18 protein-coding genes are annotated in these 22,562 nt (G+C 46.6%); 8 read left to right on the top strand and 10 right to left on the bottom strand.

Translation table 11 applies throughout. The features are described from left to right. Positions 1-363 precede the first annotated feature (363 nt). The 6 genes from fre to trxA form a co-directional block, all read right to left on the bottom strand. Complete coding sequence (gene fre / locus R7P64_RS23270) at positions 364-1,077, bottom strand: NAD(P)H-flavin reductase (RefSeq protein ID WP_005382872.1); 714 nt, start codon at positions 1,075-1,077, stop codon at positions 364-366. A gap of 14 nt (positions 1,078-1,091) precedes the next feature. Next, entirely contained in the window at positions 1,092-1,361 is a 270-nt protein-coding gene (locus R7P64_RS23265; protein ID WP_009696789.1) for a 2Fe-2S iron-sulfur cluster-binding protein, read from the bottom strand. Then, positions 1,358-3,211, bottom strand: a complete 1,854-nt coding sequence (ubiD, locus tag R7P64_RS23260; RefSeq protein ID WP_005378755.1) for a 4-hydroxy-3-polyprenylbenzoate decarboxylase — start codon at positions 3,209-3,211, stop codon at positions 1,358-1,360. The genes R7P64_RS23265 and ubiD overlap by 4 nt, the downstream gene beginning before the upstream one ends. Positions 3,212-3,302: 91 nt before the next feature. After that, positions 3,303-4,295: a hypothetical protein gene (locus R7P64_RS23255; RefSeq protein ID WP_054575528.1), complete on the bottom strand. Its 993-nt coding sequence runs from the start codon at positions 4,293-4,295 to the stop codon at positions 3,303-3,305. Between the two features lie 106 nt (positions 4,296-4,401). Next, on the bottom strand, positions 4,402-5,661 hold the full coding sequence (gene rho / locus R7P64_RS23250; protein ID WP_005378757.1) for a transcription termination factor Rho: 1,260 nt from the start codon (positions 5,659-5,661) through the stop codon (positions 4,402-4,404). A 196-nt stretch (positions 5,662-5,857) separates the two neighbouring features. Beyond that, on the bottom strand, positions 5,858-6,184 hold the full coding sequence (gene trxA / locus R7P64_RS23245; RefSeq protein WP_004745500.1) for a thioredoxin TrxA: 327 nt from the start codon (positions 6,182-6,184) through the stop codon (positions 5,858-5,860). Between the two features lie 111 nt (positions 6,185-6,295). Here trxA and rhlB point away from each other — a divergent pair, with 111 nt between their 5' ends. The 3 genes from rhlB to R7P64_RS23230 all read left to right on the top strand — a co-directional run bounded on the left by rhlB (position 6,296) and on the right by R7P64_RS23230 (position 10,944). Further along, a complete protein-coding gene (gene rhlB, locus R7P64_RS23240; RefSeq protein ID WP_005378764.1) occupies positions 6,296-7,615 on the top strand; it encodes an ATP-dependent RNA helicase RhlB in 1,320 nt (439 codons plus the stop codon). A gap of 19 nt (positions 7,616-7,634) precedes the next feature. After that, complete coding sequence (gppA, locus tag R7P64_RS23235) at positions 7,635-9,128, top strand: guanosine-5'-triphosphate,3'-diphosphate diphosphatase (RefSeq protein ID WP_005382885.1); 1,494 nt, start codon at positions 7,635-7,637, stop codon at positions 9,126-9,128. Between the two features lie 172 nt (positions 9,129-9,300). Further along, the gene (locus tag R7P64_RS23230; RefSeq protein WP_054575527.1) at positions 9,301-10,944 is read left to right on the top strand and encodes a sugar nucleotide-binding protein; all 1,644 of its coding nucleotides are present in this window, start codon (positions 9,301-9,303) and stop codon (positions 10,942-10,944) included. Positions 10,945-11,167: 223 nt separating this feature from the next. Here the strand turns inward: R7P64_RS23230 and R7P64_RS23225 are convergent, their stop codons facing one another. From R7P64_RS23225 to recQ, 3 genes are all read right to left on the bottom strand, one after another. After that, the gene (locus tag R7P64_RS23225; RefSeq protein ID WP_005378770.1) at positions 11,168-11,842 is read right to left on the bottom strand and encodes a 7-cyano-7-deazaguanine/7-aminomethyl-7-deazaguanine transporter; all 675 of its coding nucleotides are present in this window, start codon (positions 11,840-11,842) and stop codon (positions 11,168-11,170) included. A 234-nt stretch (positions 11,843-12,076) separates the two neighbouring features. Continuing rightward, a complete protein-coding gene (locus tag R7P64_RS23220) occupies positions 12,077-12,382 on the bottom strand; it encodes a DUF3630 family protein (RefSeq protein ID WP_038899112.1) in 306 nt (101 codons plus the stop codon). 9 nt (positions 12,383-12,391) lie between these two features. Beyond that, entirely contained in the window at positions 12,392-14,227 is a 1,836-nt protein-coding gene (gene recQ, locus R7P64_RS23215; RefSeq protein ID WP_213973569.1) for an ATP-dependent DNA helicase RecQ, read from the bottom strand. A gap of 178 nt (positions 14,228-14,405) precedes the next feature. On the opposite strand from recQ, the gene rarD reads away from it, so the two are divergent. The 4 genes from rarD to ggt all read left to right on the top strand — a co-directional run bounded on the left by rarD (position 14,406) and on the right by ggt (position 18,821). Beyond that, positions 14,406-15,323 carry an EamA family transporter RarD gene (gene rarD / locus R7P64_RS23210; protein ID WP_005378774.1) on the top strand — a complete coding sequence of 306 codons (918 nt, stop codon included), beginning with the start codon at positions 14,406-14,408 and terminating at the stop codon, positions 15,321-15,323. 71 nt (positions 15,324-15,394) lie between these two features. Then, positions 15,395-16,192: an AraC family transcriptional regulator gene (locus tag R7P64_RS23205; RefSeq protein ID WP_005382915.1), complete on the top strand. Its 798-nt coding sequence runs from the start codon at positions 15,395-15,397 to the stop codon at positions 16,190-16,192. A gap of 91 nt (positions 16,193-16,283) precedes the next feature. Next, the gene (locus R7P64_RS23200) at positions 16,284-16,943 is read left to right on the top strand and encodes a LysE family translocator (protein ID WP_025768968.1); all 660 of its coding nucleotides are present in this window, start codon (positions 16,284-16,286) and stop codon (positions 16,941-16,943) included. A gap of 111 nt (positions 16,944-17,054) precedes the next feature. Further along, positions 17,055-18,821, top strand: a complete 1,767-nt coding sequence (gene ggt / locus R7P64_RS23195; protein WP_064354413.1) for a gamma-glutamyltransferase — start codon at positions 17,055-17,057, stop codon at positions 18,819-18,821. Positions 18,822-19,803: 982 nt separating this feature from the next. Here ggt and uvrD read toward each other — a convergent pair. Next, the gene (gene uvrD / locus R7P64_RS23190) at positions 19,804-21,978 is read right to left on the bottom strand and encodes a DNA helicase II (RefSeq protein ID WP_005378778.1); all 2,175 of its coding nucleotides are present in this window, start codon (positions 21,976-21,978) and stop codon (positions 19,804-19,806) included. 281 nt (positions 21,979-22,259) lie between these two features. Here uvrD and R7P64_RS23185 point away from each other — a divergent pair, with 281 nt between their 5' ends. After that, on the top strand, positions 22,260-22,520 hold the full coding sequence (locus R7P64_RS23185; protein ID WP_005378779.1) for a DUF2282 domain-containing protein: 261 nt from the start codon (positions 22,260-22,262) through the stop codon (positions 22,518-22,520). Positions 22,521-22,562: the final 42 nt, after the last annotated feature.

The raw sequence follows: 22,562 nt of genomic DNA, 5'->3' as shown, positions 1-22,562 counted from the left end.
TGTTTCCGAAGAAACTATTTGGATTATCATCAACGAGTGCCCACACAGATTGATAGGTCTATATTGTTAAAGAGCTTGCTTTGCGAGAAGTTTTTCTCTCAAAGCGGAGGTGCATTCTAGCGATTTAATTGACAGTGTCAAACACTTTTTCAATTTTATTTTTCGTAGAAGCTTTCACCTCTCCGACCTTGCTGAAGCCTTATCGCGTCTGCCGTGTCGGTGGATGCGCATTATAGGGAACTCAGATCCGTTCGCAACCCTTTTTTGAAAAAAAATGGAAAAAACTGACTGTTCGATGACTATTTCATCAAAAAAGCAAAAAAGAGGGTAAAAAACCCTCTTTTTCTGCCTTAAAAGCCGTATTTAAATGAATGCGTACGCGTCTGCGAACATACGTTCGCTCTTCGCTTTCTTGTTCTGAGTGAACTGTTCACGTGCTGCGCCAGCCATTTCAAAACGACCTGCAATATAGATATCGTAGTTTTCTAAGCTTTCGAAATCTTCAGCTACAGCTTGTAGCACGTTACCAACTTTACCTTGCCAGTCTGCAGGAGCTTCTTCTACTACTGGCACAAAGTGAACATTGGCAAACTTGTCGGCAATCTCGACCAGTTCGTCTTTAGCATAAAGCTGGCAGTTATCGCGCGCCCCCCAATATAAATAGATAGGATTGGTTTTATTCTGCGCTACGCAGTGATCCAGAATCGAGCGAACGTAACTGAAGCCTGTACCACCAGCAATTAATAATAATGGGCGTTCGCTTTCTTCTTGAACCCAAGCATCGCCATGTGGCGCATCAATTTCAATCTGACCATCAGTTTCAAGCGCCGCTTGCATTGCTTCGACAACTTCTTGTGCATAAGCGTTGTGTTCCGCCGCACCGATGTGCAGTTCAAGTTCACCTTCATGACGACAAGGGCTGCTTGCGATAGAGAAAGGACGTTTGTCTTTTTCACCCATCACCACCATTAGGTACTGACCCGCTTTAAAAGGCACTGGTGATTCTGGATGAAGAAGGATTTGGTAAGTATTACAAGCTAACGGCTGAATAGACTTTACTTTACATTGGATGGTCATGGTGTTCCTCTCGCTTACTCGTCAAAAGTAAGCACTAAATTACTTTCTGTATAGGCTTGGCAAGGGAATATCCAACCTTGCTGTTGCTCTTTTTCGGTTAGCATCGGTTCGAGGTGATAGCTCACCTCGCCCGTTAGCTTTTTACACATGCACATGGCGCAAGCGCCAACTTGGCAACGGTGCGGGAAGCGAATATTGTTGTTGAGCGCAGCTTCCAACACCGTCTCCCCTTCTTTTACTTGGAACGTAACGTCCATTGGTAGAAGGTGGACTTGATGACTCATAGAATACCTAACTGGTCCCAAATCTCATCGACTTTAGCCACAAGTTTAGGATCTTTTTTGATAGGCGTACCCCACTCGCGCGTGACTTCAGATTCGAACTTGTTGGTCGCATCCAGTCCTAATTGGGATGAACTCTCAGTCTTACCAAGCACTTGAATCGTGTCTCTATCTGGGTCCATTCGAGTTGTCACCGCCCAAATGATGTCATTCCAATCTCGTGCATTAACGTCATCGTCGCACAAAATGATGAATTTGTTATCCGTGTACTGAGCAAAGAAGCCCCATAGATGTTCCATCAATTCTTGGGATTGACCAGCTTGGTCTTTCTTCATAGTCACGACAGCAAATTGGTTGTTTGCTGTAACTGGAAGATAGACGTCAACAATCTCAGGGCGTTGCTGTTTCAACTCATTTAGTTCTGCTTCGGTAATCGCTTTGCTGTCTCGCTCAGTGACCTCGGTTCGCGTCGCCAGCTCGGCATCCCATTTAATGGTCGCATCCAAGCCCATTTTGGAGCCAAGCCCAACCACTGGTGAAGCAAAGTCGAGCGAGTCGATTGGCGTGTTATCTATCATCAAGGTATCACGTACAGGATCCATATGCTCTGACATGGCTTTCACGACATCATTCCAATCTCGTGCGTTTACCGATTCATCGCACACAATAACAAACTTGGTATACATGAATTGACGTAAGAAAGACCACACGCCCATCATTACGCGCTTGGCATGTCCTGGGTACTGCTTCTTCATGGTGACGACGGCCATTCGGTACGAACAACCTTCTGGCGGAAGATAGAAGTCTTCAATCTCTGGGAATTGCTTTTGCAGAATAGGCACAAACACTTCGTTTAATGCCACACCCAATACAGCTGGTTCATCTGGCGGACGACCTGTGTAGGTGCTGTGATAAATAGGGTCTTTACGCATAGTAATGTGCGTAATAGTAAATACGTGGTGCTTTTCTTTTTCGTTATAGTAGCCAGTGTGGTCACCGTAAGGACCTTCATCAGCAAACTCGTTCGGGTCGATATAGCCTTCCATCACGATTTCCGCGCTCGCTGGCACTTCCAAATCGTTGCTGACTGACTTCACGACTTCCGTTTTGCTTCCACGTAGCAAACCTGCAAATGCGTATTCCGATAGCGTATCTGGCACTGGTGTTACTGCGCCAAGAATGGTTGCTGGGTCTGCACCAAACGCGACCGAAACTGGGAAAGGTTTACCTGGGTTGGTTTCCATCCAATCGCGCAGATCAAGCGCACCACCACGATGGGCTAACCAACGCATGATGATTTTGTTCTTGGCAATTTTCTGCTGACGGTAAATGCCTAGGTTCTGACGTTTCTTATTTGGACCTTTGGTTACGGTTAAGCCCCAAGTAAGCAGCGGCGCTACATCTTCTGCCCAGCAGCTCATTACCGGAATTTTATCCAAGTCGACTTCATCACCTTGCCAAACAATGTCTTGGCATGGTGCTTTACGTAAACGCTTAGCCGGCATGTTCAATACTTGTTTGAACACAGGCAGTTTTTCTAAAGCGTCTTTGAAGCCTTTTGGTGGCTCAGGTTCTTTTAAATAAGCCAGCAGCTTACCGACTTCTCTTAATTCTTTAACGTCTTCACGTCCCATGCCGATTGCGACACGCTCTGGTGTACCAAACAGGTTAGTCAAAACAGGTACGTCGTAGCCGATTGGGTTCTCAAACAACAGCGCAGGTCCACCAGCACGCAAGGTGCGGTCGCTGATTTCTGTCATTTCATAAGCGGGATCGACAGGGTGAGTGATGCGTTTAAGTCGACCTTTCTGTTCTAGGTGGTCGATAAATTCGCGTAAATCCTTAAAACTCATAGGCCTTCATGCTGGCTGATTAAACTGTCCGCAGTATAACAAATAGGAGGACGCTAAGATCCTCCTATTTTGTGTGGGTATGTGAGCAAGATTACTTTAATACTTGTTCAATCTGCCGAGTCTTTATCTGATGGTTCGAAGATACTAACTCTTCCAACCAGGTTTGATGCCCTTGTTGAGCAAGCTCTCGAGCAACCATGGTTGCTTCTTCTGATAACGCCATTTTTCTAACTAGAAACTGCTTTACTTGCGGAGATAGAGGGTTAGATTTTGTAAGTAGACTAATAGCTTCTGGCTTGAGTGATGGGTTAACTGTGGCATTCATCAATTGCTGAATGGAAAAAACGTCTCCAACCGCAGCTAAACGCTCAAGTTCGGACTGGCTGTTGTAATCGGCTTTCATCCGCCAGAGTAAGTTGTACACTTCCTCATCCTGACTAACTTGTGCCAACCTGACTATCACGGCCGTCGAGGGTAACCAACTGGTCACATTTGCTTTGGTTAACTGGGCCGCTAATGCAGCAAGCGCGTTGGGTGATAAACTGTCTAACTCTCGAATCAAAAGCGCTTCACGCGCTTGAGCTTGTTGAGATGGCCCTGTAAGCCATTGCTTTAAGTTAAGCTCTCTTCGTTCAGCTTGTAAGACAAAGTCCAAGGTACTTTGGTCTTGTTTCCAACGCTTAATCAAGCGACTCGCAATAACGGGAAAGTTAAAAGCGGGTACACTAAATTCATACCCATCACCTCGCTCTAACACTTGATAAGTCGGGGTCATACGGATCTGGGACTCAACAAACAGAGCCATTCGAGGCGTGAGAATCACATCTTGCTTTTCAAGCTTTTCCAATAATTGAAAGCGCACCACCTCTTGTTGAGGCAAAGCAAGTCTATCAAGGGCAAATTTAAGCGAGTCGACTTCATCTCTGACAGCGTAATCAAGCAGTTCAGAGACTTTAGCCTGTATTTGAGTATCCTGAAGCCACTGCTCTACTACAGACTCATGCATTTCCTTGGCAGATAATGTCGCAGGTAGAGTGATAAGTGACAAGCTCAGGAGTAATGACGACAACATTCCTTGTTGCATGTTAACCTCCCGATAACATTTCCTTCATTCTGATACTTCTATCGGGAGAAAGCAATAAAAAAGCCACCGATATACGGTGGCTTTTCGCAGAATAACTTATCTGAGACTATTGACGACGCATCGCATCGAAGAACTCATCGTTGGTCTTCGTCATCGCTAGCTTATCGATTAGGAATTCCATTGCGTCGATTTCGCCCATTGGGTGAACGATCTTACGCAGAATCCACATCTTCTGTAGTTCGTCAGTCTTCGTCAGTAGCTCTTCACGACGTGTACCTGAGCGGTTGAAGTCAATCGCAGGGAATACACGCTTCTCAGCAATCTTACGGTTCAAGTGCAGTTCCATGTTACCTGTACCCTTGAACTCTTCGTAGATAACTTCATCCATTTTAGAACCAGTATCTACTAGTGCCGTTGCGATGATAGTTAGGCTGCCGCCTTCTTCTACGTTACGTGCAGCACCGAAGAAACGCTTAGGACGATGTAATGCGTTTGCATCCACACCACCAGTTAGTACTTTACCTGATGAAGGCACTACGGTGTTGTAAGCACGAGCTAGACGAGTGATAGAGTCAAGCAAGATAACCACGTCTTTCTTATGTTCAACAAGACGTTTTGCTTTCTCGATCACCATTTCCGCTACTTGTACGTGACGCGATGCTGGCTCATCGAAAGTCGACGCAACCACTTCACCTTTAACTAGGCGCTGCATCTCAGTTACTTCTTCTGGACGTTCGTCGATAAGAAGAACCATCAACTCACACTCTGGGTGGTTGTACGCGATGCTTTGCGCGATGTTTTGCAGAAGCATTGTTTTACCCGCTTTAGGCGGAGCAACAATCAGACCACGTTGACCTTTACCGATTGGCGATGCCAAGTCTAAAACACGTGCTGTAATGTCTTCTGTTGAACCGTTACCACGCTCCATAACCATGCGCTCATTCGCATGTAGAGGGGTAAGGTTTTCAAATAGGATCTTGTTACGGGCGTTGTCTGGTTTATCGTCGTTAACGGTATTGACTTTTAGAAGGGCAAAGTAACGTTCACCGTCTTTTGGTGGACGAATTTTACCAGCGATAGAGTCACCAGTACGTAGGTTAAAGCGACGAATCTGACTTGGTGATACGTAGATATCGTCCGGACCCGCAAGGTATGAACTATCTGCACTGCGTAGGAAACCAAAGCCGTCTTGCAGAATTTCCAGAACCCCATCGCCAAAGATGTCTTCGCCGCCTTTCGCGTGCGCTTTTAAAATCGCGAAGATGATGTCTTGTTTTCTTAAGCGAGCTAGGTTCTCTAATCCTAAGCTTTCGCCCAGTTTTACAAGGTCAGACACAGGTCTGTTCTTCAGTTCGGTAAGGTTCATGGTGGTGGATTCTTGTTTAGTCAAAATAAGATCTGTTTTCTAGTTAAGATGGATTTGGTCTCAGGATCGACCAAGAAGAGAAATTTGTTCAATTAACGCGCGATAAGTTAGCACTAATTAGTATTCTAGTCCAGAGTTAGAAAAACAAAACCGTGCATTGTAACTTTGCACGGTTTTATCTGTAATCACTTGGTGATTATAAGTTTGCGTCTAGGAACTCTTTTAGTTGAGTTTTAGACAGAGCACCTACTTTCGTTGCCGCTACGTTACCATCTTTAAATAGTAATAGCGTTGGAATGCCGCGAATACCAAACTTAGGTGGTGTACCTGCGTTATGGTCGATGTTTAGTTTACCGATAGTGAGTTTGCCTTCGTACTCGTCTGCGATTTCGTCCAAAATAGGAGCGATCATTTTACAAGGACCACACCATTCTGCCCAAAAATCCACTAGAACCGGGCCTGCAGCGTTGATTACATCGTTTTCAAAACCGTCATCAGTTAGCTGCAAAATCTTATCACTCATCTTCCACTCCAATGTGTTTTTCGAAACTGGTTGGATGATAACCAGTAATTAGATGCCCTATTGGAATGTATTTACTTTCGTATTGCAAGCTTTAGCTGATATTCTATAGCCATGAAAAAGACGCATATCACAGAGCAAAAGTTCGCCGATTTGGGCTTAAAGCCCCAAGTTATTGAAGGATTGGACAAAAAAGGGTTCGAATTTTGTACCCCTATCCAAGCCTTGGCGTTGCCGGTCCTGCTCACCGGCCAAGACATCGCAGGCCAGGCCCAAACGGGTACTGGTAAAACGCTCGCGTTTCTTACTGCTACGTTCAACCACCTTCTGACGACTCCGGAACATGAAGGTCGTAAGCCTACACAGCCACGCGCAATTATTATGGCGCCTACACGTGAGCTCGCTATTCAGATTTACAATGATGCAGAATCATTAACTGAAAGCACAGGTCTAAAAACCGCTCTAGCTTACGGTGGTGAAAGCTACGACAAGCAACTTGCGAAACTGCAAGACGGCGTAGATATTCTGATCGGAACAACAGGCCGTATCATCGATTTCTACAAACAGCGCGTGTTTAACCTCAACAACATTCAAGCTGTTGTTCTGGACGAAGCCGACCGCATGTTCGATCTTGGCTTTATTAAAGACATTCGCTTCTTGTTCCGTCGTATGCCTGAGCCAAAAGAGCGTTTGAACATGCTGTTCTCAGCAACGCTGTCTTACCGCGTTCAAGAACTGGCATTCGAACACATGAATACTCCTGAGCATGTCGTTGTCGAACCAGAACAAAAAACTGGCCACCGTATCCAGGAAGAGCTTTTCTATCCTTCGAATGAAGACAAAATGGCGCTGCTTCAAACACTAATTGAAGAAGAGTGGCCAGATCGCGCTATCATTTTTGCCAATACCAAGCATAAGTGTGAATCGGTTTGGGGACATTTGGCTGCCGATGGACACCGTGTAGGCCTTCTTACTGGCGATGTACCGCAGAAGAAGCGTGAGAAGATTCTTGAGCAATTCACCAAAGGTGATGTCGACATCTTAGTTGCAACTGACGTTGCAGCGCGTGGCCTGCATATTCCTCAGGTAACGCACGTTTTCAACTACGACCTTCCTGACGACTGTGAAGATTATGTTCACCGTATTGGCCGTACTGGTCGCGCTGGTGCGAGCGGCCATTCGATCAGTTTTGCTTGTGAAGAGTACGCGGTTAACCTACCAGCAATCGAAGAATACATTGAGCATACAATCCCAGTTTCAGAGTACGATTCGTCGGCACTGATTCAAGATCTACCGGCTCCGATTCGTATGCGTGCACCACGCAACCAACAGCGCCGCACGAATACTGGCGGTACCCGTTCTGGTTCTGGTAACCGTAAGCCGCAGGGACGTCGTCCACGCCAACCGCGTCAATCGGCACCAAAACAATCGTAATAGGAAACTGAGTTCGTTTATGAGTCAAGCAGGATCATCACCGCTATATGCCGCCATCGACCTCGGGTCGAACAGTTTTCACATGCTCGTTGTGCGTCACATCGATGGCAGCGTTCAAACAATGGCTAAAATTAAGCGCAAAGTTCGTCTAGCAGCGGGCTTAGATGAACATAATTCTCTTAGTATGGAAGCTATGCAGCGAGGATGGGACTGCTTAAGTCTATTTGCGGAACGCTTGCAGGACATTCCTAAACAAAACATTCGCATCGTCGGTACTGCAACATTACGTACCGCGACCAATGTAGATGTGTTTTTAGAAAAGGCTAACCAAATTCTAGGCCAGCCTATCGAAGTGATTACTGGTGAAGAAGAAGCTGCCACTATCTATAAAGGTGTCGCTCACACCTCTGGCGGTAGTGGTCGTCGCCTTGTAGTCGATATCGGTGGAGCAAGTACCGAACTGATTATCGGTGAAGGTTTCGAAGCCAAAGCACTGACCAGCTTAAAAATGGGCTGCGTGACTTGGCTTGAAAACTTCTTTAAAGATCGCCAATTGAATGCTCGTAACTTTGACGCGGCAATTGAAGGAGCGAAACAGACCATTCAGCCGATTTTAGAACGTTATACAGAAATTGGTTGGGATGTGTGTGTTGGTGCATCAGGCACTGTTCAGGCATTGCAAGAGATAATGCTGGCGCAAGGCATGGACGAAGTAATCACTCACTCCAAACTCAAGCGTCTACAGAAGCAAGCCATGTTGGCCGACCATTTAGAAGAGCTCGATATTGAAGGCTTAACACTTGAGCGGGCATTAGTGTTCCCTAGTGGCCTCTCTATTTTGATTGCCGTTTTTGAATTGCTTGAAATCGATGCTATGACACTCGCTGGCGGCGCACTACGCGAAGGCTTAGTGTATGAGATGGTTGAAGAGCTTCGCCAAGAAGACATTCGTGCCCGCACTATCGCTAGCGTACAAAATCGCTATCAGCTCGATCACCAATACGGCGAACAAGTCGCTACTCTGGCACACACGCTTTTACAGCAAGCTGGGGGCGATGAGTGGATTACAGAGCCTCAGGGCAAGATATTACTCGAGACCGCCGCAAAACTGCATGAAATTGGTTTAACTATCGATTTCAAAAAAGGCGGAGAGCATAGTGCTTACTTGCTGCAGAATTTGGATCTGCCTGGTTACACGCGCGCGCAGAAGTTCTTTATTGGTGAAGTGGCTCGTCGCTATCGCGAACAGCTCACTTCTTTACCTGAGCAGCATGCATTATCAGGCTCAAGTGCCAAACGAGTATTGAGACTGTTGCGTCTTGCGGTTCTACTCAGCCATCGTCGCAATCCTGATCTAGAGCCAAATGTGACTCTAACGGTTGAAGGCGACAATCTAACGTTACACATTGATGCGCAATGGCTAGAGAAAAACCCACTGACTGCGGCTGAGTTGGAAATTGAATCCAACCGTCAGACAGACATCGGCTGGCCATTAAATATCGTAGCAAAATAAGCGAATATCACTGCCTTACAATACTAAAGCCCAGGCGTTCGCTTGGGTTTTTTTGCTTCTACTTCCCCTACAAAACGTGCTGCCCAGCAAAAATCTCAGCTTCTCCGCTCTACATCGAAAAACAGCCATGCTTTATTGATAAGCACGATTTAGCCAACCAAGATGCACCATAATGAAAACCGTTTTAATGACTGGCTTAACTGGCACCCTCGCCCCTAAAGTTGCTCATCAGTTCCACCTCCGTGGCTGGAACGTATTGGAATGGAATCACCACCAAATCCCACCAGATGATCCACAGCAAAGTGAGCAATTTTGGCAACAGCACCACATTGATGCGGTGTGCCACATGGCGATGGGGAGTGAAGCGTGGGCAGCGTGGCTTGGTGAGCACTGCAAACAGCGCAACATTCCTTATCTTTTTGTCAGTACAGCAATGGTATTTGATGCCACAAAAAATGGGCCTTATGGCATCTTTGAAGAAAGAAACACCCAAGATGAATACGGCAAATACAAAGTTCGTTGTGAAGATGCAATCTGGCAAGCAAATCCAGATGCGATGATTGCTCGAATTGGTTGGCAGCTCCATCACCAAGCAGAAGGCAATAACATGTTGGCGCATCTCGACCGCCAATATGAAGAGAACGGCGTTATTACCGCTAGTACAGTTTGGTATCCCGCGACTTCTCATATGGACGATACTGCACTCGCCTTTTTGCAGCTTATTGAGCGGAACGAAGCAGGTTTATACCATCTTGATAGCAACTTAAAGGATAAGTGGAATTTCTACGAACTCGTTTGTGCACTCAAGCAGCATTACAACAAGCCATGGCAAGTGCTGCCAAGCAATGATTATCACCATGACCAACGTCTAACAGATGAACGAATTGCCTTGCCGCCATTGAGTGAACGTTTCAACAAGCCAGAGCAAATCAAACAAGCTGGCATCATAGGAATCAACTGGGGACGCACGCACATTCCCCACTATCGAAACAATGGTGTATCGGTCACAACGTTATGCGCCAACCAAATAGAACCGCTTCAGCAAGCGTGCAGTGAGGAAGCAATCCTAAAGGCAGAAACGAACATCAGCGCACTCAAACAACTCGATGTCGTGACCATCGCGACACCTGCGCATACTCATGCAGAGATCATAAAGACGTTAGGTTCAACCAAGCTGATTTGTGAAAAGCCATTGGTGGGATTGAATTCCGACATCACTCACTGGCAGCAACCGAACTCCAACCTATTGGTTAATTACGCCTTTGCTCAGCTAGAGACCGCCAAGACGATAGAGAAATGGCTCACCTCGCAAACCCAACCTTGTGTGGTCAATCTAATCACCCAAGTTAACCTACCGGGCACCTTCACACTCAAAGAGTGGTTTCTTGAAACAGCCAGTCACCCTATTTCTTGGTTGCTGCACTGCTTCGGAGACTACTCTCAGTCAACACTGATTGAGGAAAACGGCCAACTGATCGTTGAGTTGCAATGTGGCGACCACCAGCTAAGATTTGTATTTGAATTAACCGGTGAGCCGGGCATCGAGCACATTTTAACGATTCAATCCAACCAGACCTTAACCAGTAAAGGCTACTACCGTGTCGGCGAAAAATGGCGTTTCGAGCCCATTCTCGTTAATGGCAACGCGATAAATGATGGAGAGTACAGCGAATCTGATTGCTGGCAGGACGCCAATCAACGCAGTGTCGGTTTGATGCTGGCGATGTTCAATCAAAGCATCAGTTGGGAGAACGGCCTGCAACTTGGCGCCTTCGATGCGCAAAAAGCCATTTTGATTGAGAAGATGCTCCGTTAGCCATTTCACCAACTAGCTTCCTCTACGTTCCGTAACTTCGATAAAAAGGTCTCACTCGGGACCTTTTTTATTACTCCATTTTTACCTTTGTACAGCTTAGGGAGCTTTTGGACACCCATGATCTAATTACTCCCCATGCTGTACAAAACCCTCTAACCCCAAGTAAACAGGCACAAAAAAGCCGCTTGATTTGAGCAAGCGGCTTTCGGGGTTCCCACTGATATTAAGACTGAACGCTTGTGGTCACCTTAAAGTCAGGGTTCACCGCAGTCAGCTTCTTAATTAGGTAATTCAGTAATACGCCGTACATCGGAACGAACAAACCAAGACTGATAATCAGTTTGAAGCCGTAATCCACCAACGCGATTTCCGTCCAATGCTCTGCCATAAATGGATCTGGGCTTTGATAGAACGCAATGGCGAAGAAAGCGATAGTATCAAGTGCATTACCGAAAAGCGTTGAACACGTTGGTGCCACCCACCATTGCTTCATTTGACGTAGGCGGTTGAACACGTGCACATCCATGATCTGACCAAGTAGGTACGCCATGAAGCTAGCAATCGCGATACGAGCAACGAATAAGTTAAATTCCCCTAGGTGACCAAAACCTTGGAATTGACCTTCGAAGAACACCACCGATAAGAAGTAAGACACTGCCAAAGCAGGCAACATCACTAAGAAGATGATCTTACGCGCCAACTGAGCACCGAAAATACGCACAGTTAAGTCAGTCGCTAGGAATATAAATGGGAAAGTGAATGCGCCCCAAGTGGTATGGAAACCGAAAATAGTAAACGGTAGCTGAACTAGGTAATTGCTAGATGCAATAATGACTAGGTGGAATAGAACCAGATAGATAAGGGCGTTGCGCTGCTGCGCAGGGGTAAAGTTACTCATGCGATACCTTTTTAGTTTGGTTTGGGGGTGAGGGAACCCAAATCGAGTCACTGAATAAAGTGGCTCTTACCAACAATGTAAAATGAAAAATAAACTGGCTTGGCTCTTTCTGAGCGAAGCGGTGGGCGATTATACATTAACCACTTTTCGCCGCAAGTCATCTGTCTTACGCAAACGTTTGAGCATAAAAAAGGGTGTTTCATGTGAAACACCCTTTCAAGAAAAATTCTATTTTTAGAAACCGCGCTGGAACAATCCTGCAAGATAATCCAGCTCTTCCCTGCTCTCTTCAATTGCTAAAGCTTCAAACCAAATCGCTTCGCTGTAATGCTCTGCTTTCATAAACAGTCGGCAACCTTCAAAGTCGATCAGCCAAGAGTGAATGTCCGCATCCCATTGCTTTTCCAACACAGTTGCAGAAAGCAGTCTGACTAAACGCTCACCTAAGGCAGGAAAGCTATCAAGGTCAAAGCTCGGCGCGGTAATGATTAAGCGCCCTTCTTGTGCCATGTAGTCCGCTAAGCCAAATTCCTTTTGCATCTTGGTTCCTTATCCGTGGTGAGTAATGTGTTCTTGAATCAAATCGAGGAATGGGTCGGCGTACTTCTCCAGTTTGCGCTGACCAACTCCACTGACTGCCAGCATTTCGCCGTAAGACGTTGGCAGAATTTCCGCCATATCAATCAGAGTCGCATCACTAAAGACCACGTATGGTGGCAAACCATCTTCATCAGCAATCGACTTACGCAGCTTACGTAACTTAGCAAACAGCTTTTTGTCGTAGTTCTTGCTGGTCAGTTTGTCCGACTTCGCCGCACGTGCTGCAGTGTCTAAACGCGGAACCGCTAACTCCAGAGTCACATCGCCACGTAGCAGCGGACGCGCCTCTTCAGTAAGTTGCAGCGTTGAGTTACGCGTGATGTTTTGGAACAGCAGCCCTTTGTGGATTAACTGACGGAAGATACTCACCCAGTAATCGTGGCTGTGATCGCGCCCTATCGCGTAGGTAGAAATCTTATCGTGCCCGTTTTCACGTACACGAATGTTTTGCATGCCACGTAGCACTTCTACCACGTAGCCCATACCAAAGCTCTGATTAACACGGTACACACAAGACAACGCCTTACGTGCTTCTTCTGTTGCATCAAAGTGCTTCGGTGGATCTAAGCAAATATCGCAGTTGCCACATGGCTTCTCACGATACTCACCAAAGTAATTCAATAGCACCTGACGACGACAAGTCTGCGCCTCAGCAAAGGCACTCATCGCATTCAGTTTGTGGGTTTCCACCTGCTTCTGTGGACCATCGTCTTTCTCATCCAACATACGGCGCAGCCAACTGATGTCCGCTGGGTCATACAACATCATCGCTTCTGCAGGTAAACCATCACGCCCTGCACGACCCGTTTCCTGATAGTAAGACTCGATGTTGCGCGGGATATCAAAGTGAACCACAAAACGCACGTTTGGTTTGTTGATGCCCATACCGAATGCCACGGTCGCCACTACAATTTGGATGTCATCACGTTGGAAAGCTTCTTGAACGTAAGCGCGCTCATCAGCGTCCATACCTGCGTGATAACCAGCAGCACGAATGTGGTTGTTGCACAGCTTCTCGGTCACCATCTCAACTTTCTTACGGCTACCACAATAGATGATGCCGCAGTTACCCTTTTGGGTTTCAAGATAACGAACGATTTGCGAAACCGGCTTGTGCTTCTCAACTAAGTTGTAGCGAATGTTGGGACGGTCGAAGCTGCCTAGGTAAACCTCTGGATTATTCAGTTGCAGGCGTTCAAGAATATCTCGGCGCGTTGCATCATCTGCGGTCGCCGTCAGCGCCATAAATGGCACATGGGAAAACTGCTGCTTAAGTTGACCAAGCGCGGCATATTCTGGACGGAAGTCGTGTCCCCACTGGGAAATACAGTGCGCTTCATCAACGGCAATCATCGATAACGGCAGGTTTTCCAAACGTTCAATGAAGTCACGCATTAATACGCGTTCTGGCGAGACGTACACCAACTTAAGATGACCAGTGTGCATGCGGTTATACACGCTGAGCAGCTCTTCACGAGGCATGGTCGAGTTAATGCACTCAGCCGCTACACCGTTGGCTTTAAGCTGGTCCACTTGGTCCTTCATCAGCGAGATAAGCGGAGAAATGACCAAAGTAATGCCAGCGCGAACCAAAGCAGGAATTTGATAACACAGCGACTTACCGCCACCAGTAGGCAGGATAACTAAGCTGTCGCGACCTTCTATCGCGGCGTCAATCACCAACTGCTGACCATCACGGAACTCTTGGTAACCAAACACATCCTCCAACACACGTTGAGGCGTTACAGGCGAATCAGATTGTTCGGCTAACAAGGTCGAGGTCATGAAAAGTCTCAGATTGGGTCTTAAAAAAGAGGTGCTTATGCATACCACTGGCACACAAAGTGAGGGCACATTGTAATGGGGTTTCATGGTGAATAAAACCGCAAATTGTTAGGTGTTTCGCATCACGACTCGTATACTGATTTTCTGCTCTATAAAACACACAATTAGGTGACACTTCATGACACCAGAAGACGAACAACAACGCGCGCGGCAAGGTATCTTGCTAGCGATTGGCGCGTATACCATGTGGGGCATTGCGCCGATGTACTTTAAGTCCATCGCACAAGTATCTCCTTTGGAAATTCTAAGCCACCGAGTGATATGGTCTTTCTTTTTGCTTGCTGCACTCCTCCATTTTGGCCGTCACTGGCGCTCGGCTTACCACATCGCGAAAGACAAAACGAAAATCGCTTACCTGATCGCAAGTTCCATGTTAATTGGCGGCAATTGGTTGATTTTCATTTGGGCGGTAAACTCGAATCATATGCTCGACGCCAGCTTAGGTTATTACATTAACCCACTGATCAACGTCTTACTCGGGATGGTATTTTTGGGAGAGAGACTGCGTAAATTACAGTGGTTCGCGGTTGTATTGGCAGGTTGTGGCGTACTCGTTCAACTGATTGTATTTGGCTCCGTACCTGTTGTTGCGATGGCGTTAGCAATGAGCTTCGGCTTTTATGGCTTATTAAGAAAGAAAGTCAGTGTCGATGCAAAAACTGGCTTGTTTATCGAGACATTACTTCTACTGCCAGTGGCCGCTGTTTATTTGCTTTTTATTGCCGATACACCAACCTCAAATATGCTTACGAATCCACTTACGTTAAATAGTTTGTTGATCGCGGCTGGGGTTATAACAACCCTGCCACTGCTGTGCTTTACGGGTGCAGCAACAAGACTCAAATTATCGACTTTGGGCTTTTTCCAATATATAGGCCCAAGCTTAATGTTTTTACTTGCAGTATTGATGTATGGCGAACCCTTTACCATGGATAAAGCGATCACTTTCGTCTTTATTTGGGGAGCACTAGTCGTGTTTAGCTTTGATGGATTACGTAATAACCGTCGCTCACGCCGAATCGTTCAGCCACAGTGATCGTTTTTTACAAGACAAGTTAGAAATTGCCAGATAAGCTTGGTCATAATGTGACCAAGCTTTTTTATTTAATGGAACATATTCAGTACTACGCAACCGACCATGACAACTTGAGTCTAATAGAGGCGAAATACCAGAAATTTGCTTTTCAAAGGCATTACCATCTGGATTTTCATCTCGGCCTGATCACGCATGGTGCGCAGAAGTTCCAATACCAAGGTAACAGCCACCAAGTTGGTCACGGGCAAATTGTGATTATGCCGCCGGATGAGCTGCACGACGGGCAATCTAAGCTCGAGAGTGGCTACGAAGTAAATGTGTTTGCGATCGAACCTCATCTATTGAGCGATCTGGCTGATCTTAAGCAAAACGGTCAAATAATACACTTCAACGAACTGATCATCTCGGATCCGCAGATATTTTCACAACTTAGTAACTTACACGGGCTGCTTCGTCGTGAAAACCTCAGCCAACTCACCAAAGATTGCCTTCCTTTTGAAGGATTTAACCAACTTTTTGATCGCTACGGATCGCTTGAGCGACAAAAAGTGGTGCCGCTAGGAAACCAATCGCTTGGGACGTTAAAAGATTATCTAATGGCTAACCTTGACCAAGCGGTGCGTTTGGATTCACTTTCAGAGCTGTGCCAACTGAGCCCAACTCAGTTCCAGCGCCACTTTAAAGCGCAAACTGGCATGACGCCTTATGCATGGTTCGCACGCCTGCGCCTTGAACAAGGCATGAAGTTACTGCAAGCTGGTCAATGTGGTACCGACGTCGCTCATCAAATCGGTTTCTATGATCAAGCGCATTTCAGCAAAGCGTTTAAACAGACCTACGGCGTTTCCCCTTCTCAAGTGGCTCGTTAATTTCATTTACCGAGAAAGCTGTCAGTTTTTTACAAGCGCCACAGGTGACTTACCACGACAATAGCCGCATTGGTTAAATTTGAGATGTGTTATGAATGAATCCACCATATTGCTGACACTCGCCAGCATTCACTTTATTGCCCTAATGAGTCCAGGTCCGGACTTTGCGCTGGTCGTACAAAATGCGACGCGTCATGGTCGTCAAACTGGCTTGTACATTGCGTTGGGATTGTCCGTCGGTATTTTGCTGCACTCTTTGTTCAGCCTGACAGGTGTGAGTTTTGTCGTCCACCAGCACCCAGTGCTGTATTCCGTGGTACAACTGCTCGGTGGTAGTTACCTGCTCTACTTAGGAATTGGCGCATTGCGTGCCGTGATCTCGATGATCCAAAACCCACTGACGGATCAACCTAAGAAGCAAAATAACCTAGTGATCAGCAATAAGCGTCAAGCGTTTGCTAAAGGGTTTGCGACCAACATTCTTAACCCAAAAGCCCTGGTGTTCTTTGTCAGTTTGATGTCGAGTTTAGTCCCAGCAGGTATGTCGATTACTGGCAAAGGTACTGCCTTGGTCATCCTGTTTGGCTTGTCGCTATTCTGGTTCTCTAGCCTTGCATGGATGCTGTCGACACAGCGCTTACAGCGTAAATTACAACAAGCGGGTATCTACATCGACGGTCTATGCGGCGTGGTATTTACTCTAGTGGGCGGCAGTATTCTATACCAAACTATCAATACTTTTATCGGATAAAGTACTGATTTAAAAGCGTAGCACAATCGACATTTCTAAGATTGCTGACTCGACGTGACTCTCCATAACTGCCAAGCTCAAAGCACAAAACTGGCAACATGGAGAGTCATCATGCATTGGACGTTCAACCGACTCGTGACCACGGGTCTTTTTCTTACCTCCCCACTAATCTTATCTACATCAGTCTTTGCTAACCAAGCAGCAGATGCGGTTGCGCCGGAGCACAGCACTGGCTTCGAGCAAAAACAATTGATCAAAGCGAAAGATTATATGGTTACCGCTGCTAACCCAATTGCAACCCAAGCTGGTGCGGATGTTATTGCCCAAGGTGGTAATGCTATTGATGCTATGGTTGCCGTGCAGCTGATGCTAGGCTTAGTAGAACCCCAATCTTCAGGCATTGGTGGTGGCGCCTTCTTAGTGTATTGGGACAGTGAGAAACAAAAACTGACTACGTATGATGGACGCGAAACCGCACCGCTCGCCGCAACGCCGAAACTCTTCCTAGATGACAAAGGACAACCACTGCAATTTTACGATGCGGTTGTCGGTGGGCGTTCCGTTGCCACTCCTGGTACAGTGAAACTGCTGTGGGACACGCACCAGAAATACGGCAAGTTGGAATGGAAGAAGATAATCCAACCCGTGATTACCTTGGCTGAGCAAGGTTTCGAAGTCAGTCCTCGCCTCGCGAGTCTGATTGAGAAAGATGCTAAGCGCCTATCACGCTTCCCTGCGACTAAGGCTTACTTCTTCAATCCAGACGGCTCACCAAAAGCCGAAGGCACGTTGTTGAAGAACCCTGAATACGCGCAAACTCTGACGGCAATTGCAGAGCAAGGGGCAAAAGCTTTCTATCAAGGCGATATCGCCACAGACATCATCAAGACCGTACAAAATGCACCGGGCAATCCTGGCGTATTGGCACAACCTGACTTTGATGCGTTCCAAATCAAGCAACGTGAACCGGTTTGTGCGGCTTACCAAAGCTATGACATCTGCGGCATGGGACCACCTAGCTCTGGCGCATTGACGGTTGGACAGATTCTCGCGATCACCGAGCAATACGATCTTAAAGGTTGGGGAGCCGAAAGCGCGAAATCATGGCAAGTGATCGCCGATGCATCGCGCCTTGCGTTCGCGGATCGTGGTAAATACATGGCTGACCAAGATTATGTGCCAATGCCAACCGAAGGCTTGCTTGATAAAGATTATCTCAAACAACGTGCTGAGCTCATTCAAGTCGGTAAAGCCTTGAGTAAGGCTGAAGCCGGTAATCCTCCTTGGTCGCACGCCATGAACTTAAGCATGGACCAATCGATCGAGCTGCCTTCCACCAGCCATTTCAATATCGTCGATAAGCAAGGCAATGTGGTTTCAATGACAACAACCATCGAGAACGCCTTTGGCTCACGCTTGATGGTACGCGGCTTCTTGCTCAATAACGAACTGACCGATTTCTCTTTCCGCACGCATCAAGATGGTGTGCCAATCGCAAACCGATTAGAACCGGGCAAACGCCCACGTTCATCTATGGCACCAACCATTATGATGAAGGATGACAAGCCTTACATGGCAATTGGCTCACCGGGTGGCAGCCGCATTATTGGTTACGTCGCACAAGCCATTATCGCCCACACGCAATGGGATATGGACATCCAAAGCGCGATTAATCAGCCACGATTGCTGAACCGTTTTGGCACCTTAGATATTGAGCAAGGTACCGCCGCAGAGGGCTTACAGCCTGCTCTGGAGAAGATGGGCTTTAAAACCGATGTTCGGGATTTGAACTCTGGTCTGCATGCGATACGAATAACAAAAGACGGTCTTGAAGGCGCTGCGGATCCAAGACGTGAAGGTGCCGCTATCGGGCAGTAAGAGTCTTTCGCTCGACCCCTTGTGCGAGATCTCTCACAAAGGGTTGAGCAAACCTCTCTTTTTTAATGGTAAAACCGTACAGAAAAGAGTATAAGCCATTGAATTTAATACTCATGTATCTTTTTTGAACGCTAAGAGAGTTAAAAAATGTGAGATTAGCCCGTTGTTGGAAATCGTTAAACACGTAATATTGAACCTGTCGGAAGGATGCTGACACGGAACAGGAAACACCACGGACTTGGTGAACTTCAGGAAGAAGAAACGGTTATTCAGGATGAATAGTCGGGCATGGATTGCAAAATTGGACATTGAACGGAATCAATAGTGACTAGGATGGTTGCTACTAAGGACGGGAAATGGACACCTCTGGACGAGGCAAGGATTTGAACATCAGGATGATGTCAGGGACACCGCTCAGGGAACAAGTGATGAGAGCTAACGAGGATAGTTAGCAGACCAGGATAAGGTCATTAAGGACACCGCTAGGAAGGCGACGTAAGGATTAAGCTGACGGATTAAGCACACTATCATGGATTAGATGCATGGAGCACTCTTAGTAGCCGGATTGCTGCGAGTAAGACTATAACCCCGATGGGCGCAAGCCCTCGGGGTTTTTCTTTGCCTAAAGTTTTTCTCAGTAGATCTGCTGAAAACAGGCATTCACCCACAACGCCCACCTTTCACTTCAAACGGCATCGTTAAGTCGCGCTTTTGTACTCCATTTATCATTCCATTTTTTACTGCGTTAGCGACACCAAAACCGCACAAACAAAAAGAGCCGCCGAAGCAGCTCTTAAGTTGATGATACCAATCACAGTAAATAAGTGATCAGAAATAGCGTAGGGAAAATGCTTGAGAACAAGGCGCAATTTTTCGATAAGTAGTTATTCTACAATCAAAAATTGCAACGCAGTTATCGAGTATTTTAACAAGCTAGAATGACCAGTTATTTACTACGATTGGTATGAGTTTTGGTCAAGCCTTACAGTTTCTCTAGTCGTGCGTAAGCAGTTACCAACCATTTGATGCCTTCACCGTTAAAGGCAATCTGTACACGGCTTTGTGGACCACTGCCTTCGAAGTTGATGATGGTGCCTTCACCAAACTTTGGATGCATCACACGAGAACCTAGTGTAAAGCCGGTTTCATTAAAGCTCTCTTTCACAACAGTTTGGCTAAATCGACCACTGCTTGAAGGACGGCTAACTTGCGCCTTCATTCGTACTTCATCCAAGCATGTTTCTGGCAGCTCACGAATAAAACGAGACGGCTTATGGTACTTATCCTGACCGTACAAACGGCGCATTTCAGCATAAGTGATGTACAGTTTCTGCATCGCACGGGTCATGCCTACGTAACACAGACGGCGTTCTTCTTCTAAGCGCCCTGCTTCTTCTGCCGACATTTGGCTTGGGAACATGCCTTCTTCCACACCGACCATAAACACCAATGGGAACTCTAGACCTTTCGCACTGTGTAATGTCATGAGCTGAACCGCATCTTCAAATTCGTCCGCTTGTCCTTCGCCCGCTTCTAGTGCTGCGTGGGTTAGGAATGCCGTCAGCAGTGACATGTCTTCGGCTTCTTCTGGTTTCTCGAATTGGCGAGTTGCGGTCACCAATTCCTCCAAGTTCTCAATACGTGCCTTAGACTTTTCGCCCTTCTCTTGCTCGTACATCGCGAACAAGCCCGAGTATTTAATTACATGGTCAGTTTGGTGATGCAGCGGCATCTCTAAGGTGTCGTCTTCTAGCGCGGTGACAAGCTCGATAAAACGGCTCAGAGCACCAGCAGCGCGACCAGCAAGCACCTTCTCGTCTAACATTGCCACACTCGCTTCCCACATGGTGCAACCACGATCACGAGCCGCAAAACGGATGGTTTCAAGCGTCTTATCGCCCAAACCACGCGTTGGCGTATTCACCACACGTTCAAACGCCGCATCATCGTTACGGTTGGCAATCAGACGCATGTAGCTCAAGGCATCTTTGATTTCCTGACGTTCGAAGAATCGCATGCCGCCATAGATACGATAAGGCAGACCGGCTTGAATTAACGCTTCTTCCAGAACACGCGACTGGGCGTTGTTACGGTAAAGCATCGCAGCGTCATTCAGAGCACCGCCCTTGTCTTGCCACTCTTTGATTTTGTTCACCGCAAAACGGGCTTCATCTAATTCGTTGTAAGCGCTGTAAACCGAGATAGGCTCACCGACCACGCCATCCGTCCACAACTCTTTACCCATACGCTCGGTGTTATTCGCAATCAGGGTGTTAGATGCTTCCAGAATGGTCTTAGTGGAACGGTAGTTTTGCTCAAGACGAATGGTATTCACGCTTGGGAATTCGAGCGTAAACTTCTCAATGTTCTCGACTTTTGCACCACGCCAACCATAAATCGACTGGTCGTCATCACCTACGATCATCACGTGACACTCAGGACCCGCCATCATACGTAGCCAAGCATATTGAATGTTGTTGGTATCTTGGAACTCATCGACCAAGATGTGCTTAAAGCGTGCTTGGTAGTGTTCACGAACGAACTTGTTATCACGCAGTAGCTCATGTGCGCGCAGCAAGATTTCCGCAAAATCGACTAAACCAGCACGATCACACGCTTCTTGGTAAGCGGTGTACAACTGCAGATATGTCTTGGTTACTGGATCATGGTACGCATCAATGTGCGACGGGCGCAGACCTTCGTCTTTCTTGCCGTTAATCCACCATGCCACTTGGCGTGCTGGCCATTGCTTCTCATCGAGGTTTTGCGCTTTGATCAAACGCTTTAGCAGACGCTGTTGGTCGTCACTGTCGATGATTTGGAAATCTTCCGGTAGCTTCGCATCAAGATAGTGTGCACGCAGAATACGGTGACAAATGCCGTGGAAAGTACCATTCCACATACCGCCTGCACTGCCCATCATTAGCTCTTCGATACGTCCACGCATCTCTGCCGCCGCCTTATTGGTAAAGGTTACCGACATAATTGAAAACGGAGAAGCTTGCTCGACCGACATCAGCCAAGCGATACGGTGAACAAGAACGCGTGTCTTACCACTTCCTGCGCCAGCAAGAACGAGCAAGTTTTCTAGAGGTGCTGCAACGGCTTCACGTTGTTTATCGTTCAAACCGTCGAGTAATAGAGATGGATCCATCATGATGAGAGCTACTGGTTATTTATACATAAAAACCGATTATAACCTAAACAACCGGGTGCTGTTTAGACAAAACTTGATAAAAAAATCGATGTTTTTTTACCCAACACATCAATTAGTTATACCTATTTAACCCTACAAACCCATTTGCTTCAGAAATTTTTCTGAAAGTTTTTTAGCCAGTTTCCTATCTTTTAAGTTAAGCAAGTTGATAACAAAAACGCCAAAACAGGCGATTCATCTTGCCAACTTAAAGTAAAGGAAATCATTCAGAGGAATTTATTATGAAAAAGTCGAATCTAGCTGTTACTGCTGCTGTTACTGGTCTTCTAGCTCTTGGTGGCACAATGCTAACTGCAGCTCCAGCTGTCGCTGCTGAAAAAGAAAAGTGCTATGGCGTTTCTAAAGCAGGTAAAAACGACTGTGCAACAAAAAGCAGCTCATGCGCTGGTACTTCTAAAGAGGATAACCAAAAAGACGCATTCGTAGTCGTACCAAAAGGTCTTTGTGACAAACTCGCTGGCGGTAGCACTTCTTCTTCATAATCTTTTATCGCTAGCTATTGTGAGGATGCGTTGACGCTCAAC

Origin of the sequence: Vibrio sp. 2304 (assembly GCF_033339475.1) — a bacterium.
In the GTDB taxonomy this organism is placed as follows: Bacteria; Pseudomonadota; Gammaproteobacteria; order Enterobacterales; family Vibrionaceae; genus Vibrio; species Vibrio alginolyticus.
This window is presented reverse-complemented; position numbering and strand designations above follow the sequence as displayed.

Bases quoted from the DNA above. Each gene is read 5' to 3' on its own strand.
- fre (WP_005382872.1), bottom strand. From the start codon at position 1,077: ATGACCATCCAATGTAAAGTAAAGTCTATTCAGCCGTTAGCTTGTAAT.
- R7P64_RS23265 (WP_009696789.1), bottom strand. From the start codon at position 1,361: ATGAGTCATCAAGTCCACCTTCTACCAATGGACGTTACGTTCCAAGTA.
- ubiD (WP_005378755.1), bottom strand. From the start codon at position 3,211: ATGAGTTTTAAGGATTTACGCGAATTTATCGACCACCTAGAACAGAAA.
- R7P64_RS23255 (WP_054575528.1), bottom strand. From the start codon at position 4,295: ATGCAACAAGGAATGTTGTCGTCATTACTCCTGAGCTTGTCACTTATC.
- rho (WP_005378757.1), bottom strand. From the start codon at position 5,661: ATGAACCTTACCGAACTGAAGAACAGACCTGTGTCTGACCTTGTAAAA.
- trxA (WP_004745500.1), bottom strand. From the start codon at position 6,184: ATGAGTGATAAGATTTTGCAGCTAACTGATGACGGTTTTGAAAACGAT.
- rhlB (WP_005378764.1), top strand. From the start codon at position 6,296: ATGAAAAAGACGCATATCACAGAGCAAAAGTTCGCCGATTTGGGCTTA.
- gppA (WP_005382885.1), top strand. From the start codon at position 7,635: ATGAGTCAAGCAGGATCATCACCGCTATATGCCGCCATCGACCTCGGG.
- R7P64_RS23230 (WP_054575527.1), top strand. From the start codon at position 9,301: ATGAAAACCGTTTTAATGACTGGCTTAACTGGCACCCTCGCCCCTAAA.
- R7P64_RS23225 (WP_005378770.1), bottom strand. From the start codon at position 11,842: ATGAGTAACTTTACCCCTGCGCAGCAGCGCAACGCCCTTATCTATCTG.
- R7P64_RS23220 (WP_038899112.1), bottom strand. From the start codon at position 12,382: ATGCAAAAGGAATTTGGCTTAGCGGACTACATGGCACAAGAAGGGCGC.
- recQ (WP_213973569.1), bottom strand. From the start codon at position 14,227: ATGACCTCGACCTTGTTAGCCGAACAATCTGATTCGCCTGTAACGCCT.
- rarD (WP_005378774.1), top strand. From the start codon at position 14,406: ATGACACCAGAAGACGAACAACAACGCGCGCGGCAAGGTATCTTGCTA.
- R7P64_RS23205 (WP_005382915.1), top strand. From the start codon at position 15,395: ATGGAACATATTCAGTACTACGCAACCGACCATGACAACTTGAGTCTA.
- R7P64_RS23200 (WP_025768968.1), top strand. From the start codon at position 16,284: ATGAATGAATCCACCATATTGCTGACACTCGCCAGCATTCACTTTATT.
- ggt (WP_064354413.1), top strand. From the start codon at position 17,055: ATGCATTGGACGTTCAACCGACTCGTGACCACGGGTCTTTTTCTTACC.
- uvrD (WP_005378778.1), bottom strand. From the start codon at position 21,978: ATGATGGATCCATCTCTATTACTCGACGGTTTGAACGATAAACAACGT.
- R7P64_RS23185 (WP_005378779.1), top strand. From the start codon at position 22,260: ATGAAAAAGTCGAATCTAGCTGTTACTGCTGCTGTTACTGGTCTTCTA.